The following is a 19,611-nucleotide window of genomic DNA, read 5'->3' on the forward strand; positions in this document are numbered from 1 at the left end:
AGAACGCAGGCGAAGACGATGTCGATCTCATTGGCGTGCCTTGGCCTGTCTCAGCAACTTGCGGATGTTGAGAATGGCAATGACGTCGCGACGGAACGCCGGCCAGATCGCCAACGCCAGCAGACAGACCGCCGCCATCGTGGCCGCACCAACGGCCAGCTGCTGCCACAGCGGGCCACCGACGGTGATGGATGCGTAGTACGCGCACACGCCCGCCACGCCGTACGCGGTCATCGCGCGCACCGCATTGGTGAACAGTGCAACCACCGGTGCGTCGGAGATCTTGCCGACCCAGACCAGCGACAACGGCCAGGTCACCAGCAGGCCGAATGAATAACCGATCGCCACGCCCATCGCGCCCCAGCGCGAGCCGACGAAGATGCAGCCGATCAGCACGATGCGGCTGACCAGCGAGAACAGCAACTGCGCGCGCATCAGGCCCCTGGCAAGGAACACCCAGTAGGTTGCATAGGACGCAGTCTGGAAAATACCGCCCAGCGTCAGCACCTGGAACAGGGGCACCGCTTCGCGCCACTGCTCGCCGAGCACCAGCACGATCAGCGGCATGGCCAGCGCGCAGGCGAAGGCGAACAGCGCAACGATCAGATGCACCATCACCGTCTGCCCGCGCAGCAGGAAGGCGCTGAAGCGTTCGCGGTCGTCCTGCAGCTGCGACAACACCGGCAACGCCACGCTGGTGGCCGGCGCGTTGATCTGATTCAACGGCATCATCAACAGCTGAAACGCACGGTTGTACAGGCCCAGTGCGTCCGGGCCGGTGCGCCAACCGATGATGACCTGGCCAACGTTGCGGCTGGCATAGCCCAGCAACTGCGCGGCCATCAGGTTCCAGCCGAAGCTCATGAAGTCGCGCATCGGCGCCGAGCGTTGGTACCCGCCCGGCAGCCAGCGTGCACAGCTCGCCGCGATGATGAAATTGACCACCGCCTGCACCACCTGCTGCACCACCAGCGCCCAATAGCCCCAGCCCAGCAAGGCGGCAGCGACGGCCGCGCCCAGGCCCAGCACCTGCGATCCCACATCGCTGAGCGCGACCTGGCCAAACCGCAGCCCGCGGCTCAGATGCGCGCGGTACTGCGTGGTCATGCCGTTGATCAGGAAGGTCACCGCCAGCGCCTGGGAGATCGTCACCAGCGCCGGCTCCTTGTAGAAGTTGGCGATCACATGGGCAGAGGCGTAGACCATCACCGACAGCGACAAGCCGATGCCGCTGTTGATCCAGAACAGGTTGTCGCGCTGCTCGCGGCTGACATGCTTGGCCTGCACGGCAGCGGCAGACAGGCCGAAATCGCGCAGGATCTCGGCCGCACCGACAATCGCGGTGACCATCGCCATCAGGCCGTAGTCGTAAGGCGTCAGGAGGCGCGCCAGCAGGATGATGCCGCCGAACTGCACAACCATCTTGGCCGACTGGCCGATCATGGTCACCGCTGCCCCACCGGCGGCGCGCGAACCGAGGCTGCGCTGTGGCGGCGGCGTGGGGGAATTCATCGTCGGGATCTCTGCGGTCACAGCGCGGCGTCTCCATCCTTGCCGAGCGCTTCCAGGTAGGTGCGGTAGTGCAGCTGTCCGATCCGTGGCCAGTCGCGTTGCGAGAGATCCGGTGCCGGGCCGCGCGGCGCGGCACGCACCTGGTCCAGCATGCCGGTCAGCAGCGCCGCATCGAATTCGCCGTCATAGAGAAACACCCAGCCCGGCCCCACTTCTTCGGCAATCGCCGCATTGGATTCGCTCCACGGTGCCAGCACCGGGCGCGCCAGCGACAACGCCAGCAACAAGGTGCCGGAGTTGTGCATCTGCCGGTACGGCAGCACCACCAGCTCGGCCTCGCTGACCTCGCGTGCGAGCACCGGCTCTTCGACATAAGCCAGCAAGGCACTCACACGCGGATCCTGCGCGCAGGCCTCCTCCACCAGGCTGCGCATCTGCGGCGTGGCCGGGTTGCCGACAATACGCAGCTTCAGGCGCGGATCGTCGACCTGACGCATCACCTCCAGCAGCGTTTCCACGCCCTTGTACGGGCGGATCAGACCGAAATGCAGCAGCCGCCCCGCAACCGGCGTGCCTTGCGGCATCTTTGCAAACCACTCGCGATAATGGCCGTGCAGGATGGTGTCGGTGAATGGCGGTCGCGGCGGCGTGGTCGCGTTGATGCGGATCCAGCGACGCGTCAGCCGATCGATCCAGCGCAACAGGCCGCGCTCGCGCCAGCCGCGATCCTCGTGCGGTGCCAGGTTGTGCAAGGTGCGCACCACCGGCGTGCCGGTCAGCTGCAGCTTGAGCAGCAACAGCGCCGCACACATCTGCTTGGCCAGGGTGCCGACCGCGCTGGGATGGCGCAGCAGATATTCTGGCCAATGCAGATGCAGCACGTCGTAGCGCGACAACAGCGCATCGCGCATCGAAAAGAAGCGCGGCTGCACTGCAGCGGGCAGCGATGCGTAAAGCTGGGTCAGGTACGGATTGGTGCTGGCATTGGGCTTCTCGGTGGAGAACAGCACGGTCACCTGCGGCTGCGCGGACGCACGCACAGTCGCTGCCGATGCAGGCGCGCTCATCGCACTGCCTCCTGGGTACGGCGGGTGCCCAACGCGGTGTGGTATTCGTCGACGTAGCGCCCGACCACATGCTTCCAGTCGTAGCGGCTCACGTACGCCATGGACGCTGCACGACGCGTGTCGAAATCGGCATCCGCCTGCAGCGCAAGCGCCTGTACCTGGTCTGCGGCCGCATCGATCCGGTCGCGGTTGACGATCACGCCCTGCCCCGATTCGCTGGCAAGCCGCACGAACGGCGGGATGTCGCTGAGGATCGGAATCAGGCCTGCACTCATCGCCTCGACCGCAGCGATGCCGAAGCCTTCATGGCGCGACAGGCAGACGAAGAACTGCGCCTGTTGCATCAGGCTGCGCAATTGCTCCTGCGACGGCGACATGCTGAGCTGCACCTTGTCCTGCAAGCCCCGCTCGGCGATCGCCTTGCGCAGGTCGGCCTCGTTCAAATCGTATTCGCGCCCGGCGATGATCAGGCGCCACTGCGGGTCGCGCTGCAATACCGCCTGCAGCAGCTCCAGGGTTTCGATCAAGCCCTTGTTCACCGACCAGCGGCCGAAATACATCATGGTCCGTCCCGGCGTGGCTGCGCCCTGCCCTGCGTATTTCTCCACATCCACGCCGTTTTCGATCACCCGCAAACGCGCCGGCGACACCACCTTGGCGAACAGCTCGCCGTCGTTCTCGCTGGTGGCGATCACCCGCGCATACGCAAGCGCCGAGGTGCGGGTGAGCGTTTGAAACCATAGCTGCTTCATCCGCGAGGCATACGCGGTGTGGAAGAAGCCGCCGTGCGTGGACACCACCATCGGCTTGCCATGCAGCGGCCTGGTCAGCGCCAGATAGTCGTAGAAAAAATCGATGCCGTGCAGGTGCACCAGATCGGCCGAGCGGATCGCGCTCAGCACGGACGGCGCCAACGGATAACGCGACGAGCCACGATAACCGATGCGTCGGATCGGCAAGCCCTGATACGTCTCCTGCTCCGCAAGCTGCGCGCCCGGATCGGTAAACACCCGATCCAGCGTCACGACCTCCACCGTATCGGCACTGGTGGCCTGGTGTTGACGGGCCACATTGAGAACGACTTCCTCCATGCCTCCGATCGAAGGATGGAATTGGCGGACGACATGCACCACTTTCATTACGCCAATCTCCTGTGCCAGCGACGCAGACACATCTGCATGCTCGGCTGATCATTCTGGAAGCTCGTCATTTGCGTTTCAATCCCAACATCCATGGTGCAACGCGCACCAGCACCGCGCGCATCGGCACACTGACCGCGACAGCGAACGCGCTCAGGCCCATCGCCCAGGCCGGTGTGCCGATCAGGCTGCGAGCGATCACACCCGTTCGTGCCACCACACTGGTGAGCACCAGAAACACCAATGTGTGCGTGCACAGGATCAGCAAGGTATTGCCACCGATCCACTGCAGCCAACGCCACTGTCGAACGAAATACGCCACGCACAAGGTCATTGCGGTACCCAGCAGGCTGACCAGCAGGAATACCGCAGCGGAATGCCCGAACTGCAGATTGTTCACATCCACTTGCCCGTTCCATCCGGCCAGCCACCACCACGCTGCTGCCAGCACCGGCAGTGCCAACGCCCATGCCGAGGCGCCAAGCGCGCGCAGTGCATCGGCGTAGCGCGACAGCCATCCGCCCACGGCGATGAAGAACAGCGCGACAGGCAATACATCCAGCGCCAACGGAAGCCGCAGGTGCAACGACGGAAACCAGCCCGCCCATGCCAAGGCGAACAACAGACTGACTGCCGCCAGGGCCGCCGTCGTCAGGCGCGTGCGCAAGGCGATGTAGACCAGCGTGGTGACGAACAAGGCAGGCAGGAACCACAACGCCGGAAGCACGTACAGACGCGTGCCGTTGGCCCAGAACAGGCCGATAAACGGATCCCACCACGGCAGCACATGCGATGGATGCGCCGCGCGGCTGGTCACTCCCATCAGCAGCCAGCAGGCGTAGGCCACCAGGAAAAACGCGACATAGGGAACCAGCAACGTGCGCGCCAACTTCGCAATCGTCGCCACCGTCATTGCGCGGTGGCCGAAGCGCTCGCCGACCCAGCCGGACAGCACGAAAAACAGCGGCACATGAAAACTGTAGGCGAACAACTTGTAGGCGGCCGGCATGCCGTTGGCATGCCCCATCACCACCAGGACGATGGCCAGCGCCTTTGCTGCATCGATCTGCCAATCGCGGGTCAATGCAGGCGCCGGCGCAGCCTTGGCACCCAGGCCGCCGTGCCGGGCCGCGTTGGAATACGGTGCGGTGGTCATGGCGCAGCGCCGCTCATGCCGCCACCGGGCGGGCACCCAGGGTCCACGGCGCAAAACGCATCAGCAACCAGCGCAGCGGCACGCACGCGAGCAGCGCAAACACCGTCACGAACACTGCCCAACCCAGGCCCGGGCGCGAGGCAGCGAATCCGCCGGCCAGCGCCGCAACACCGGAGAGCACGAAGAACACCAGCATATGGGTGCACAGGATCAGCAAGGTATTGCGGCCGATCCACTGTATCCAGGCCCAGCCCTGCACCAACCGCGCGGCACAGATCACCATCAGTGAGCCAAGTACTGCGCTGACCAAAAACCCGACGTGGTTGCGGCCAAACTCCAGCATGTTGACGTCGATGCGGCCATTACGATCGGCCAGCCAGGCCACCGGCAACGCCAGCAGTACCGTCGCCAGCGCGCTCACCGGCAAGGAGCTCGGCAGACGTGCGGAAACATGGATCAGCAGGGCACCCAGCGCGTAGAAACACAGCGACACCGGTAGAACGTCCAGGCCAAAAAAAAGCCGTACCTGTTGGCCCGGAAACCAGCGCATCCAGCACCAGGCCAGGATCAACGACGCCACCGCGATCACCACAGGCGACAGCCAGCGGCGCAGCACCACATAGCTCAGCACCGTCACCAGCATCACCGGCAGGAACCATAGCGGGGGCTGCACATACAGATCGGGGCCGATCCCGGTGAACATCGCCACGATCGGCTCCCACCACGGATGGCTGCCCCAGCGCGCCGCCTTCTCCCCGATATTGCGCGTCAGCAACCAGTACGCGTAGCCGAGCAGATAGAACGTCACATACGGCAGCAACAGGCTGCGTGCCTGCTTGCTGATGGTCTGCGGCAAGCCGGTGGTCCGCGACGCATAGCCCGCCGCCAGCCAGCCGGACACCATGAAAAACAGCGGCACGTGGAAGCTGTAGGCAAACAACGTCATCGCATGCGGCACGCCCTTGGCGTGGCAGAACACCACCAACAGGATCGCCAGGGCCTTGGTGGCATCGATACGCGGGTCGCGGCTGCGCCCGCCGGTGGCAACGGACGCACCGACGACCGGTGCCACCGGTTGTGGTGCTTGCGTTGCCGCCACACTCATCGCGTACCTCCCGCGGGCAGTGGCAATCGCGCATCCTCGTCGGCCGGATCCTGTCTGGGCAGCTGCGTAGCACTGGTAGCAGACCAGGTCGGCCGCATGTGCCACAGGCAGCCGCACACAAACCACCACAATGCCGACGTCTTGATCGAGAAGTAGCCGTTGGACACCAGCAGGCTCAGCGCGAACGCAAAGATCGCCAGGTTCTTGAACAACTGCCCTTCCTTGCTCGGCATCAACAACAGGAACGAATACGACAGCAGGAAGGCGAGCACGCCGACGATCGACTGCGATGCGATGAAGTAGGCAATGCCGCTGTCGAAGTAACGGTACGCCTGCGCAAAATCCAGGCCCATCCACGAGTTGAAGGACAGGTTGTTCATCGAATTGACGGTGAAGAAGATCCGGCCCATCGTGTTGTCCTGATAGGCCGTGATCCCGGTGATCCACACCAGCAACCACGCCGTCATGATCACGAGCAGGAAGACCAGGAACGCCAGCCGTTGATCCAGGCGTTTCAACAGCGGCGACAGCAGCACCATCAGCACGCAGGTGCCCGCCGCAAGTCGGCCGTCGGAGGCCACGACCATGAAACCGATCAAACCGACCGACAGGATCAGCATCGCCGGCCGCATCCAGCGCCAGAACACCAGCACGATCGCGGTAAAGAAGCAGATGTAGTTACCCATCGTCACCGGCTCGATGAACATCGAGGAGGCGCGGGGAAGATTGGAGCCCGGCAGGAAGTTGCGCTCGCCCGGACGCGTGGCGCTGACGAACAGGTTGCTGTCTTCGTTCCAGAACCCTTCCGCGCTCATGCCGCGCGCGTTGACGAAGAAGCTCTTCGGGTTGACCAGATCGCCATAGGCGCTGGGCATCGCCAGTTCGAACGCCGCAACCAACGACACGATGATGGTCATGCGCACGAACAGCTTGGGCACCGACCCGGTATAAGCCGAACCAAGCACCACGAACGCAAACACCACCAGCGCGTCGCGGAAGAACTTCGGATCGATCTGCCAGTTCACCAGGAAGCGCACGAACATCAAGGTGACGATCAGCCCCAGGCCGCTGATGATCAATGCAATGCGCTTGCGGCTCATCGAACCCAGGCCGAGCAGGAAACACGCGGCGTAGACCATGAACTCGACTGCGTAAGTGATCACCGGACGTACGGTGAACACGTTCGCGTTGATCAGCGCCAGCAGCAGGTTGTAACCGACGCCGACCAGCAGCGTCAGCTCGATCAGCAGGTTGTGCCAGCGAACGCGGGCCTCGTCGCTCATTCGGATCAGCATGCAGACGCCTGCTTGAGAGGGGCGGCTGCGATGCAGCCGCCCGCGGCGCTCGGCGCGCCAGGTCGCACACTCCCCGCCATCATCAGTACGCGGTCTTCTGTCCGAGCACACGCACTGCGGTCAGCACGATGATGCGGATATCCAGCCACAGCGACCAACGACGGATGTAGTCCAGGTCGTACTGGATGCGCTTCTTCATGGTGCGCAGCTCCGGGGTTTCACCACGGAATCCATTGACCTGCGCCCAACCGGTGATGCCCGGCTTGACGTAATGGCGCTGCATGTAGTGATTGATCAGCTTTTCGTAATGGGTGTTGTGCTGCGCGGCATGCGGGCGCGGCCCCACGATCGACATGCTGCCACCGAGCACGTTGAAGATCTGCGGCAACTCGTCCAGGCTGCTGCGGCGCAGGAACGCACCGAAACGGGTGATACGAGTGTCGTTCTTGGTCGCCTGCTGGATGGTGGTGCCATGGTCGTCATGCACACGCATCGAGCGGAACTTGAACATGTAGAACTCGCGCCCACCCAGGCCATGGCGACGCTGGCGGAAGAACACCGGCCCCGGCGAGCTCATCTTCACACCAACCGCAATCGCAGCCATCAACGGCCACAGGCCCATCAGCGCAACCACGGCCAGGATCTTGTCCTGCAGCGCCTTGGCGACCACGAAGTAGTTGTCGCGGTCCACACCGCCCTGGCGCAGGTTGATCACCGGCACGTTGCCGATCTGCTCGCCGGACTGGTTCAACAGACCGAAGTCGAACAGGTCCGGCACCAGCTTCACGTTGATCGGATAGCGATCCAGGCGCTGCAGCAACTGCTTGATATGGTCACGTTCGCCCAGCGGCAGCGAGATCCACACCTGCTCGACCTGGTTGTCCTTCAGGTACTCGATCAGTGCGTCCGGATCGCCCAGGCACGGCAGCGACTGGCGTTGCTCGGTCACGGCGATGTCGTACGGCGTGCGGAAATAGCCGACCAGGTTCATGCCGACCCAGGGGTTGCGGCTGAGGTAGTGATTGATCTTCATCACCGGGTGGCGCAGACCGACCACCACCACCCGCTGCACATCCACACCCTGGGTGCGCAGGTGATTCAGGAAGCCGCGCAGCACCGTGCGGGCCGCCACCAGCGAGGCCAGCCCACCGACGAACCACAGGCCGATCCAGCCGCGCGAGACCTGCTCGCCAACCTGCACGATCAGCGCGTGCACCGCGAACAGCGCAAACACGCCGCCGAATGCACCGCCCAGCACCATCAGCTCGCTCAACAGCCCGCGACCGCGCCAGCTCCGATACAGCGGAAACAGCGCAAAGCAGATCACCGAGTACAACAGCGTGGTGGCGATGGCGACCCGGTACGGTGCCGCAGGCACCCAGGAGCCGAAGACGATGCGATAGGCGATCAATCCGGAGACCACGACCATGGTGAGGTCGAAGACGCGCAGGACCAGATCGGCCGCAGCCGAATACTTGGACAACAATCGCGGCGAGGATGTGGTGTAAGTCGCGCTACTCAAGTCTGCCAAAAGCATGGGGATGTCCTCCAAACTCGATACGGCGCATGCGGGGGAACATACGAGACGCACGCGAGCTTTCAATCATCTCCGTCGGGCGATCACCGCGGTAATACCTACCGACCCCAGATCGCACGACAGCCCTTTGTTTCAACAGAGACAAACTTTCAAACGAAGGAGCCCGAAACATACGGGATCCAACCTTTTCCACGCTGAATCAGTTGTCACTTCAATTAACCATCGTTGTGCAACACGACGATGTCAGTCCAACCGCGTCTGCGCTGCCGTGCCACGCAGGAAGTAGCGCACCAGTGCCACAGCCACACCCAGGAATACGCCAAAGATGAAGCCCAAAGCGAGGTTCAATTTGAGTTTCGGCGAAGTCTTAGACGTAGGCACGTCTGCGGTATCGATGATGGTCACGTTGTTGGCGCCGACGTTGCTCGCCACACCGATCTCCTTGTAGCGCTGCAGGAGCGCATCGTAGAGCTGGCGGTTGGTATCGACGTCGCGCTTGAGCATGTTGTAGCGGATGCTGCGGCTCTGCAGATCGAGCTCATCGTTACGCAATCCGGCGATGCGCTGGTTGAGCAACTGCTCCTGATGCACCGATGCGTCGTAGGTCGCCTTGAGCGACTGGCGGATATTGAGGACCTCGCCATTGATCTGGCGACGCGACTCTTCGATCTGCGCCTTCAGGCGCTGCATTTCCGGATAGTCCGGCTTGAAGGTCGACAGCTTCTGCTGATATTCGGTGTTCAAGCGGATCTGCTCGCCGCGCAGGCTCTGGATCAGCGGGTTGCTCAGCACTTGCGGCAGCGACATCGCGTCACCGCTGCTGACCTGACGCCAGGCTGCCTCGGCCTTGATGCGGGTGTCCTGCGCCGATGCCAGCATCGCATTGAGGTCGCTGAGGTTCTGCGCCGGAAGCGATGGCTTGTCGTCGCCCACCGACACGATCTGCTCGTCGGTGGAATAGGAGACCAGATTCTTCTCCGAATCCTCCACCTTGTCGCGCAACTGCTCCAGGCGCTCGGCCAGGAACTTGGTCGCGAACGAGGACGCCTTGATGCGGCGTTCCTGCGTGCTGACGATGAAGACCTTGGTGTAGGTGTTGGCGATCTTGGCAGCCAGCACCGGGTCCGGCGAATCGTAGTTGACGTAGACCAGGCGCGAGTTGAGGATCGGCTCGACCACCAGCCCGGCCAGCAGCGTATCGGTCAGGCTGCGCTCGATGATGGCCTGGCGCGAGTCGACCGACTTGCCGGCTTCCGGATTCTTGGCAGCAGCCTTTTCCAGCGCTTCGTCGACCTGCTGCTTGAACGCCGGCTCCTGATCGAGCTTGGCTTCGCGGATTACCGCACGGGCCAGCGAGCGGCTCTGCAGCAGCTGGTACTGGGTCTGGTAGAAATCGCGATCCTGCGGCGATTCCACCGGCATCAGGTTGTCGACATTCACCACGTTGAGCGAGTCGCGCTCGATCTGCAGCGTGCTGGTGGCGCGGTATTTTTCCGGCATCAGCAGGGTGACGCCAAACGCCAGTGCCACTGCCCCGACGGTGATCAGAATGATCAACCAGCGCTGTGAGACCAGCGCGCGCCAGTAGTCGAGCAAGCCAACGTCGGCCAGCTCGAGATGCCCATGACGATGAGACGGGGAAGAACGATTGTCTGAATTCATACTCATCGGTAAGCGCGCCACACCATCACAAGGGGGGTCAGTTCCAGCATGGTGCGCAGCCAGACGCGTGCGTCGGAGCGATACACCACAACGATGTCGCCGCCGTAGATCTCAGGGTCCGGGTTGGCCCCCTTCTCGATCTGGGTCAGATCGAATCTGGCGATCATCTTTTGACCGTTGACGGTGCGAAACACGATGACGTTGCCGCGGCTGGCCACCGTGCTGACGCCCTTGGCCTGCGCGATGGCCTGCTGCAGGGTCAGGTTGGCGCCGATCACCGGATAGATGCCCGGCTCGTCGACCGCACCGGTCACCGTGACCCGGCGACCATTGGATTCCTGCACGAACACCGACACCTGCGGCTGCTGCAGATAACCGGCGGCGTAGCGTTCTGCCACCAGCTTTTCCAGCTCGCCGACACCCAGGCCGGCTGCCTTGACGTCGCCGATCAACGGCAGCGAGATGTGGCCGTTCTGATCGATGCGGACCTGCCGCTCCAGATCGTCGACCTGGAACACCTTGAACAACAGCAAGTCGCCTGGGGCAAGTCGATACTCCGGTTGCACGGCGGACATCGCGAGCGGATCCGGAAGCGGCAGCGAATCGGCCATCTTCGGACCGGTGCTGCATGCGCCCAGTGCCATCGAGCAGATCAACGCCAGGCTGAGGCCTTGGCAAAATCGTCCGATCAGTTTTTTCATGCGTGTGGCTGGCTGCCTCGGTTGGGTGGGACAGGACCTCGCGCAGCATTCAACCGGCCAACACGCCAGCAAGAACGTACGACAGAGAAATTCATCCCAAGACGCTTGGGATCACGACAGGTGTGACGTGTTGCAGTGCACTATGGCATAGAACCAACGCATCGCAAGACGCTGCTCGCCATTTTTTTGACGGCGTTGGCCTATTGATTCAAGTTCGTCGTTGCGGCGTTAACAAAACGTGATCCAAGTACGAATCCGCCGCCAATGATTTGGAGCATTTTCGGGGACTTAGCGACATTGCGTGACCCAGGTCCATAGCGAACAGAACCGCAACCAAACGGGCTCGGCCAGGCATTTGATGCTGCTGTGCAGTATGCCGATGGACATATCGTGTCAGGCGTATGACAGACCGCCGATCGCATTGTGCGGCGCAACAAAAAAGCCCATGTCCGTGAAGACATGGGCTCCGTGTTTGGTCGGGGTAGCCGGATTCGAACCGACGACCACTAGTCCCCCAGACTAGTGCGCTACCAGGCTGCGCTATACCCCGAAGATGTTGCGTCCGCCGCGAGGGCGGCCTGCGATTATAGCGGCTTTGTGAAACGTTTTCCTAGCGGCGCAGCAGTTGCAGAACCTCTTCCAGCTCCATGCGCACCTGTTTGATGATCTGGTTGCTCAGCGCCGACTCGCTCTTGGCGCCATCTCCTTCAAGACGCAGGCGTGCGCCGCCGATGGTGTAACCCTGCTCGTACAGCAGGCCACGGATCTGGCGCACCATCAGCACGTCGTGGCGCTGATAGTAGCGCCGGTTGCCGCGCCGCTTGACCGGTTCCAGGCTCGGAAACTCGGTTTCCCAATAGCGCAGCACATGCGGCTTGACGTCGCACAGCTCGCTGACTTCGCCGATGGTGAAGTAGCGCTTGGCCGGGATTGGCGGTAGTTCGCGATTACTGCCCGGATCCAGCATAAGCCTCCACCCGCTCCTTGAGCTTCTGGCCCGGACGGAAGGTCACCACCGTGCGGGCCGAGATCGGAATTTCCTCGCCGGTCTTGGGATTGCGACCGGGCCGTTGATTCTTGCGCCGCAGATCGAAGTTGCCGAAACCGGACAGCTTCACTTGACGGCCCTGCTCCAGCGCATCGCGCAGCACATCGAAGAACGCGTCGACAAATTCCTTTGCCTCGCGCTTGTTCAGACCGACCTCGTCGAACAGACGTTCGGCCATCTCCGCTTTCGTCAATGCCATGCCAATCCCCTGGTTACCGCCTCAACTCCGGATCCGGGCGCGGTGTTCGCGCTCGATCACGGCCACCACATCGGCAACGACTGCGTCGACGTCCCGGTCGGTGAGAGTGCGCGAGTTATCCTGCAAAATCAAGCCCATAGCCAGACTCTTGAAACCTGGCTCGACCCCCTGCCCGACGTAGCGGTCGAACAGCTGCACCTCGCGCAACAACGGTCCGACGGTGGTGCGCACACTGCTCGACAGCGCCGCCCAGCTCACCTCTTCCGGGACCAGGAAGGCCAGATCGCGACGCACCGAGGGGAACCGCGACAGCTCGCCGGCACGCGGCAGCGCACGCTTAACCAGCGCCGTCAGCTGCAGTTCGAACGCGATCACATCCACGTCGATGTCCAATGCCTTGGCCAGGCGCGGATGCACCTGCCCGATCCAGCCGATGCACACGCCATCGCGATGGATGTCGGCCGAGCGCCCCGGATGCCCGAAGGGCTGGGCAGAGGGCTGGAACTCCAGCACCGCACCACTGGCCGCAGCCAGCGCCATCAGGTCGCCTTTCAGATCGTGGAAGTCCACCTTGCGCGCGGGCTCGCCCCACTGCAGCGCCAGGGCATCGCCGCATACGGCCGCGGCGACATGCTGCGACTCCTGCGGGGCGGCGCCGGCATCGGACGCGGCCGCGAACACCTTGCCCAGCTCGAACAGGCGCACCCGCCCGGCCTGGCGGGCGGCATTGCGGCCCAGCGTCGCCACCAGGCCCGGCAACAGGCGCGGACGCATGATCGCCAGCTCGGCGCTGAGCGGATTGGCCAACGGCACCATGCCGTCGGTCAGCTGCCACCGCTCCAGCAAGGTGGCGTCGACGAAGGCGTAATTGATGGTTTCCTGCAGCTCGCGCGCCACCAGCTGGCGCCGCACGCTGAGCTCATCGAGCTGGGTTTCGCTCGGCATCGCAATCCGGCTTGCGCCGCCCGGCAGCGTGGTCGGCACGCGGTCGTACCCGTGGATACGCGCCAGTTCCTCGATCAGATCCTCTTCGATGGCGATATCGAAGCGACGGCTCGGCGCCATCACCTGCCAGCCTTCGGCAACCGCCTCGAGCTGCATGCCAAGCGCACCCAGAATGCGCACGACCTCGGCATCGTCGATCTGGATACCGAGCACGCGCGCAATCCGCGCACGCCGCAGCAGGATGCGCGCCGGCTGCGGCAGATGCTCCGGCAATTGCGCATGCACCACCGGGCCCGGCGTACCACCGGCCAGTTCCAGCACCAGCCGCGTCGCCACTTCGATCGCTTGCGGCGGCAATGCCGGATCCACACCACGCTCGAAGCGATGACCGGCATCGGTATGCAGACCGAACTTGCGGCCACGCCCCATGATTGCAGCCGGATCGAAGTACGCCGACTCCAGGAACACGTTGCGCGTGGTGTCGGTGACGCGGGTATCCAGGCCGCCCATCAGGCCGGCCAATGCGACCGGGCGGTCGGCATCGGTGATGGTCAGGAAGCTGTCGTCCAGCGTGACCTGACGCCCGTCCAGCAATGCCAGCTGCTCGCCGCTGCGCGAATGGCGCACGCCGATCGGGCCTTGCAGGGTGTCCAGATCGAACGCATGCATCGGCTGGCCAAGTTCCAGCATCACGTACTGGGTGATATCCACCAGCAGCGAGACCGGACGCACGCCGCTGCGACGCAGCCGCTCGGCCAGCCACACCGGCGTTTTTGCGGCCGGGTCGATACCTTCGATCACCCGTCCGCAATAGCGCGGCGCAGCGTTGCCGGCATGCAATTCCACCGCCAGCGTGCGCGTGGACACCGGCGCCACCGCACCGGCTTCAAAGGCCACCACTGTGCTGGCGCAGGCGGCCGCCACATCGAAAGCGATGCCGCGCACGCTGAAGCAGTCGGCGCGATTGGGCGTCAGCTTGATCTCGATGCTGGCATCCGGCAGCCCCAGATACTCGGCCAGCGCCTGACCCACCGGCGCATCGTCGGGCAGCTCGAACAGGCCGGACGCATCGCTGTCCAGCCCCAGCTCCTTGGCCGAGCACAGCATGCCGTTGGACGCCACCCCGCGCAGCTTGGCGGCGGTGATGGTGAGCGCGCCGATCTGCGCACCGACCAGCGCCAGCGGTGCCACCAGACCGGCACGCGCATTGGGCGCGCCACACACGATCTGCAGCAACTCGCCCTGCCCTGCGTCGACACTGCAGACCTGCAGACGATCGGCTTCCGGATGACGCACCGCCTCGACGATACGCGCCACCACCACCTGCCCCAGCGCCTCGCCCAGTGGCGTGACCTCTTCGACCTCCAGACCGATCGCCGTCAGCGTCGCGGCAAGCTCGTCGCGGCTCGCCTGGATGGGAACGTGGCTGCGCAGCCAATTTTCAGAGAATTTCATGAGGAGCCGGGATTGGGGATTCGGGATTGGGGATTAGCTAAAACGCGTCGACGGAGTCTGGGGCGGACCGGGGCGCCGTTGCGAATCCCCAATCCCGAATCCCCGCCGTCAGGCGAACTGCCTGAGAAAACGCACGTCGTTTTCGAAGAATGCGCGCAGGTCGTTGACGCCGTAGCGCAGCATCGCAAAGCGCTCCACGCCCAGGCCGAACGCGAAGCCGGTGTAACGCTCCGGGTCGATGCCGACGCTGCGCAGCACGTTGGGGTGCACCATGCCGCAGCCGAGCACTTCCAGCCAGCGCGTGCTGCCGTCCGGCTGCTGCCAGGCGATGTCCACTTCCGCGCCCGGTTCCACGAACGGGAAATAGCTGGGGCGGAAGCGCATCTCGAAATCGCGCTCGAAGAACGCCCGCACGAACTCGGACAAGGTGCCCTTGAGATCGGCGAAGTTGGAGTGTTCGTCGACCAGCAGGCCTTCGACCTGATGGAACATCGGCGAATGGGTCTGGTCCGAATCGGAGCGGTACACCTTGCCGGCCGCGATCATGCGCAGCGGCGGTTTGTGCGCATCCATGTAACGCACCTGCACGCCGGAGGTGTGGGTGCGCAAAAGGCGGCCATCACCGAAATAGAACGTGTCGTGCATTGCGCGCGCCGGATGGTGCGGCGGAAAGTTCAGGGCTTCGAAGTTGTGCCAGTCGTCCTCGATCTCCGGACCATCGGACAACTCATAGCCCAGGCGCGCAAAGATCTCGACGATGCGCTCGAGCGTGCGCGTAACCGGGTGCAATCCACCGCGTTCGCTGCGACGCCCCGGCAAGGTGACATCGATCCGCTCCCCGGCCAGACGTGCATCCAGCGCGGCGTTTTCCAGCGTGTGCTTGCGCTCGGACAACGCCGCGGTCAGCGCATCGCGCGACAGGTTGATCGCTTCGCCAGCGGCCTTTCGCTGATCGGCCGGCAGCGTGCCGAGCTGCTTGAGCTGGGCGGTGATACTGCCGCTCTTGCCGAGCAATGCGACGCGCAAGGCTTCCAGTTGGTCCGGCGTCTGCGCGGCGGCGACATCGGCCAGCGCACGCTCGGTCAGGGATTGAATCTCACTCATTGCACTCGCGCCTCAACTGCGTCTACCGAACGGTGTTTCCGGATGCACCGGAACGCATTGCCACTCAAATCTGGTCTAGCCCGGCATCCAGTCAGCAATGCCGGCCATCTAAAAACGCAAAAAGGGAAGGACTCGCGCCCTTCCCCCTGCATATCTGCTTGCCCTCGCCGGAAGCCTGTACACGAATGCGCAGACCCCGACAAGAAGCTACCCTTTCAAAAGTCCGCACATGGATGTGCGGGCTCTTGCGAGGGACTCGCACCTATGCCGCCAGCGCGCCCTTGGCCTTCTCCGCCAGCGCGGCAAAGCCGGCGGCGTCGTGCACGGCGATATCAGCCAGCACCTTGCGGTCCAGGGTGATGCCAGCCTTGAGCAGGCCATTCATGAAACGGCTATAGCTCAAGCCGTTGATGCGGGCAGCCGCATTGATGCGGGTGATCCACAACGAACGGAAGTTACGCTTCTTCTGCTTGCGGCCAATGTAGGCGTACTGCTGCGCCTTGATGACTGCCTGCTTGGCAACGCGGAAGACCTTGCGGCGAGCGTTGTAGTAACCCTTCGCCAGGGTCAGAATTTTCTTGTGGCGGCGACGCGCCTGTACGCCACGCTTTACTCGTGCCATGGGTCAGTCCTCAGAGGTAGGGAAGCATACGATCGAGACGGCCAGCGTCCTCGGCACGGACGTGGTTCGTCTGCCGCAGGTTGCGCTTCCGCTTGGTCGCTTTCTTCGTGAGGATATGGCTACGGTTTGCGTGGCCGCACTTGTACTTGCCGGAGGCGGTCTTGCGGAAACGCTTGGCCGCCGCCCGGTTGGTCTTGATCTTGGGCATTGCAATGTCCTTGATGGTGTTTTGTCACTGACCCGGGCGGCAGTCTTGCGACCACGCTTTCCATCCTTGCCCTTGCCTGCTTGTAAGTCCTTGATCGAACACGATCCGGACAGGTCCTGTACCGCTTGCGCGGCGCCCCGGCAAAACCGGGCCGCGCAGTATGCCCGTTGCCGGGAATTCTTGCAAATGGATGCTGTCGCCGGCCAGAGCGGGCCCGTCGGGCCCGCCCTGGCGCGGGATCAGATCTTCTTCTTCGGCGCGATCATCATGACCATCTGGCGCCCTTCCAGGCGCGGACGCGACTCGATGACGATGTCGTCGCCCAGGTCGGCCTCGATCCGGGACGCCATCTCGCGCCCCAGCTCCTGGTGGCTCATTTCACGGCCACGGAAGCGGATATTGACCTTGACCTTGTCGCCCTCTTCCAGGAAGCGGCGCATGTTGCGCAGCTTGATCTGGTAGTCGCCCTCGTCGGTGACCGGACGGAACTTGAGTTCCTTGATCTCGACCTGCTTGGTCTTCTTCTTGGCCTCGTTGGCCTTTTTCTGCTGCTCGAACTTGAACTTGCCGAAATCCATGATCTTGCAGACCGGCGGATCGGCCTGCGGCTGGATTTCGACCAGATCCAGGCCTTCTTCCTCGGCCTTGGCGAGCGCTTCGTCGCGCGACAACACGCCGACCATCTCACCGTCACTGCCGATCACGCGGACGCGCGGCACACGGATTTCTTGGTTCTTGCGGTTCTGTTTGTTGTCAGGGGTACTGATATTGCAATCTCCCAGGGGAATCGAACCGGCGCATCCGGATCATCCAGACCGGCCGGGGTTGGCTCACGCTGCCTGCTCTGCCTGCAGACGTTCGATGAAGGCCGAGACCGTCATGGTCCCGAGGTCCTCTCCCGAGCGTGTCCGCACGGCGACGGCACCGTTTTCCTTCTCGCGGTCACCGACGACGAGCAGATAAGGCACGCGTTGCAGCGTATGCTCGCGAATCTTATATCCGATCTTCTCGTTACGCAAATCGGCGCTCACACGGAAGCCTTGATTTGCAAGGGTTTTCCGAACCGAGTCGACATAGTCTGCCTGGGCGTCGGTGATATTTGCGACAACGACCTGGACCGGGGCGAGCCAGGCGGGGAAGGCGCCGGCGTGGTGTTCGATCAGGATGCCGATGAAACGCTCCATCGAGCCGACGATCGCCCGGTGCAGCATGACCGGATGCTTCTTCTGGCTGTGCTCGTCCACGTACTCGGCGCCGAGGCGGCCCGGCATCATGAAATCGACCTGCATGGTGCCCAGCTGCCAGGTACGGCCGATCGCGTCCTTGAGGTGGTACTCGATCTTGGGGCCGTAGAAGGCGCCCTCGCCCGGCAGCTCCTGCCACTCCACCCCGCAGACGCCCAGCGCGCTGCGCAGCGCGGCTTCGGCCTTGTCCCAGGTGACGTCGTCGCCCAGGCGCTTTTCCGGACGCAGCGCGATCTTGATCTCGATGTCCTCAAAGCCGAACGCGGTATAGACCGCCAGTGCCTGCTGATGGAACGCGGTGACTTCGGCTTCGATCTGCGATTCCAGGCAGAACACGTGGCCGTCGTCCTGGGTGAAGCCGCGCACGCGCAGGATGCCGTGCAGCGCGCCGGAGGGCTCGTTGCGGTGGCAGGCGCCGAACTCGCCGTAGCGGATCGGCAGGTCGCGGTAGCTGTGCAGGCCCTGATTGAACACCTGCACGTGGCCCGGGCAGTTCATCGGCTTGACCGCATAGGTGCGCTTCTCCGACTCGGTGAAGAACATCGCGTCCTGGTAGTTGTCCCAGTGGCCGGATTTCTGCCACAGCGACACGTCCAGGATCTGCGGGCAGCGCACTTCGCCGTAGCCGCTGTCGCGATAGACCTTGCGCATGTACTGCTCGACCACCTGCCACAGCGACCAGCCCTTGGGATGCCAGAACACCAGGCCCGGCGCCTCCTCCTGCAGATGGAACAGGTCCTGCTGCTTGCCGATACGGCGATGGTCGCGCTTGTCGGCTTCTTCCATGCGCAGGATGTAGGCGTCCAGCTGCTTCTTGTCGGCCCAGGCGGTGCCGTAGATGCGCTGCAGCTGCTCGTTCTTGGCATCGCCGCGCCAGTAGGCGCCGGAAATGCGGGTCAGCTTGAAGGCCTTGAGGAAGCGCGTGTTGGGTACGTGCGGGCCGCGGCACATGTCCACGTATTCCTGGTGGTAGTACAGGCCCATCGCGGTGATGTCGTCGGACATGTCCTCGATCAGGCGCAGCTTGTACTCCTCGCCGCGCTGGGCGAATACCTCGATCACCTCGGCGCGCGGGGTGACCTTCTTGATCACGTCGTAGTCCTGCGCGATCAATTCCTGCATGCGCTGCTCGATCGCGGCCATGTCGTCCGGCGTGAACGGGCGTTCGCTGTAGATGTCGTAGTAGAAGCCTTCGGCGATGACCGGGCCGATCACCATCTTGACCTCCGGGTACAGCTGCTTGACCGCATGCCCGACCAGATGCGCGCAGGAGTGGCGGATGATCTCCACGCCTTCGGCGTCCTTGGCGGTGATGATGCGCAGGCTGGCATCGTGGTCGATGACGTCGCTGGCATCGACCAACTGGCCGTCGACCTGGCCGGCGATGGTGGCCTTGGCCAGGCCGGCGCCGATCGACTGGGCGACCTGCATCACCGAGACGGGGGATTCGAATTCGCGGCGGCTGCCGTCGGGGAGCGTGATGTTGATCATGGGCAAGAATGAGGTCTGTGCTGGCTGCAGCGCGGCGGCTGCAAGGGAGATCTGCCCGCTACGGGACAGGCTCGGATAAGGGTATGGCGAGAGGTGGGGCGGAACGAACGCCGTGCGGGCG

At 63.6% G+C, this 19,611-nt stretch carries 17 protein-coding genes and 1 tRNA gene; all 18 read right to left on the reverse strand.

What is annotated here, in order from left to right; translation table 11 throughout:
• Positions 1-27: 27 nt before the first annotated feature.
• The 18 genes from AC1PLS_RS12790 to thrS all read right to left on the reverse strand — a co-directional run bounded on the left by AC1PLS_RS12790 (position 28) and on the right by thrS (position 19,490).
• A complete protein-coding gene (locus tag AC1PLS_RS12790) occupies positions 28-1,512 on the reverse strand; it encodes a lipopolysaccharide biosynthesis protein (RefSeq protein ID WP_046343228.1) in 1,485 nt (494 codons plus the stop codon).
• A 17-nt stretch (positions 1,513-1,529) separates the two neighbouring features.
• Positions 1,530-2,579: a glycosyltransferase gene (locus tag AC1PLS_RS12795; RefSeq protein WP_065031728.1), complete on the reverse strand. Its 1,050-nt coding sequence runs from the start codon at positions 2,577-2,579 to the stop codon at positions 1,530-1,532.
• Entirely contained in the window at positions 2,576-3,718 is a 1,143-nt protein-coding gene (locus AC1PLS_RS12800; RefSeq protein WP_065031729.1) for a glycosyltransferase family 4 protein, read from the reverse strand. The genes AC1PLS_RS12795 and AC1PLS_RS12800 overlap by 4 nt, the downstream gene beginning before the upstream one ends.
• A gap of 67 nt (positions 3,719-3,785) precedes the next feature.
• On the reverse strand, positions 3,786-4,874 hold the full coding sequence (locus tag AC1PLS_RS12805; RefSeq protein ID WP_260300031.1) for an acyltransferase family protein: 1,089 nt from the start codon (positions 4,872-4,874) through the stop codon (positions 3,786-3,788).
• Between the two features lie 13 nt (positions 4,875-4,887).
• A complete protein-coding gene (locus AC1PLS_RS12810) occupies positions 4,888-5,979 on the reverse strand; it encodes an acyltransferase family protein (protein WP_184431555.1) in 1,092 nt (363 codons plus the stop codon).
• A complete protein-coding gene (locus tag AC1PLS_RS12815; RefSeq protein ID WP_160954469.1) occupies positions 5,976-7,262 on the reverse strand; it encodes a polysaccharide biosynthesis protein GumE in 1,287 nt (428 codons plus the stop codon). Before AC1PLS_RS12815 ends, AC1PLS_RS12810 begins: the two co-directional genes overlap by 4 nt.
• A gap of 94 nt (positions 7,263-7,356) precedes the next feature.
• Positions 7,357-8,811: an undecaprenyl-phosphate glucose phosphotransferase gene (locus AC1PLS_RS12820; RefSeq protein WP_024937929.1), complete on the reverse strand. Its 1,455-nt coding sequence runs from the start codon at positions 8,809-8,811 to the stop codon at positions 7,357-7,359.
• 243 nt (positions 8,812-9,054) lie between these two features.
• Entirely contained in the window at positions 9,055-10,494 is a 1,440-nt protein-coding gene (locus tag AC1PLS_RS12825) for a GumC family protein (protein ID WP_180970560.1), read from the reverse strand.
• A complete protein-coding gene (locus AC1PLS_RS12830; RefSeq protein WP_016903310.1) occupies positions 10,476-11,174 on the reverse strand; it encodes a polysaccharide biosynthesis/export family protein in 699 nt (232 codons plus the stop codon). The genes AC1PLS_RS12825 and AC1PLS_RS12830 overlap by 19 nt, the downstream gene beginning before the upstream one ends.
• A 473-nt stretch (positions 11,175-11,647) precedes the next feature.
• Positions 11,648-11,724, reverse strand: a tRNA-Pro gene (locus tag AC1PLS_RS12835).
• A 60-nt stretch (positions 11,725-11,784) separates the two neighbouring features.
• Positions 11,785-12,141 carry a MerR family transcriptional regulator gene (locus AC1PLS_RS12840; protein ID WP_005995911.1) on the reverse strand — a complete coding sequence of 119 codons (357 nt, stop codon included), beginning with the start codon at positions 12,139-12,141 and terminating at the stop codon, positions 11,785-11,787.
• Positions 12,122-12,421, reverse strand: coding sequence for an integration host factor subunit alpha (locus AC1PLS_RS12845; protein WP_002811076.1), 300 nt, complete (start codon positions 12,419-12,421; stop codon positions 12,122-12,124). Before AC1PLS_RS12845 ends, AC1PLS_RS12840 begins: the two co-directional genes overlap by 20 nt.
• A 21-nt stretch (positions 12,422-12,442) precedes the next feature.
• Entirely contained in the window at positions 12,443-14,821 is a 2,379-nt protein-coding gene (gene pheT, locus AC1PLS_RS12850; RefSeq protein WP_184431557.1) for a phenylalanine--tRNA ligase subunit beta, read from the reverse strand.
• 108 nt (positions 14,822-14,929) lie between these two features.
• Positions 14,930-15,925, reverse strand: a complete 996-nt coding sequence (gene pheS / locus AC1PLS_RS12855; protein ID WP_016903312.1) for a phenylalanine--tRNA ligase subunit alpha — start codon at positions 15,923-15,925, stop codon at positions 14,930-14,932.
• A gap of 262 nt (positions 15,926-16,187) precedes the next feature.
• Positions 16,188-16,547, reverse strand: coding sequence for a 50S ribosomal protein L20 (gene rplT / locus AC1PLS_RS12860; protein ID WP_003484828.1), 360 nt, complete (start codon positions 16,545-16,547; stop codon positions 16,188-16,190).
• Between the two features lie 10 nt (positions 16,548-16,557).
• Positions 16,558-16,755, reverse strand: coding sequence for a 50S ribosomal protein L35 (gene rpmI / locus AC1PLS_RS12865; protein WP_002811096.1), 198 nt, complete (start codon positions 16,753-16,755; stop codon positions 16,558-16,560).
• A 239-nt stretch (positions 16,756-16,994) separates the two neighbouring features.
• Positions 16,995-17,537 (reverse strand): translation initiation factor IF-3, encoded by a 543-nt coding sequence (gene infC / locus AC1PLS_RS12870; protein WP_080591364.1) that lies wholly within the window; start codon positions 17,535-17,537, stop codon positions 16,995-16,997.
• Positions 17,538-17,585: 48 nt separating this feature from the next.
• Complete coding sequence (thrS, locus tag AC1PLS_RS12875; protein WP_046343264.1) at positions 17,586-19,490, reverse strand: threonine--tRNA ligase; 1,905 nt, start codon at positions 19,488-19,490, stop codon at positions 17,586-17,588.
• Positions 19,491-19,611 lie beyond the last annotated feature (121 nt).

Source organism: Xanthomonas sp. NCPPB 3218, from assembly GCF_056725185.1.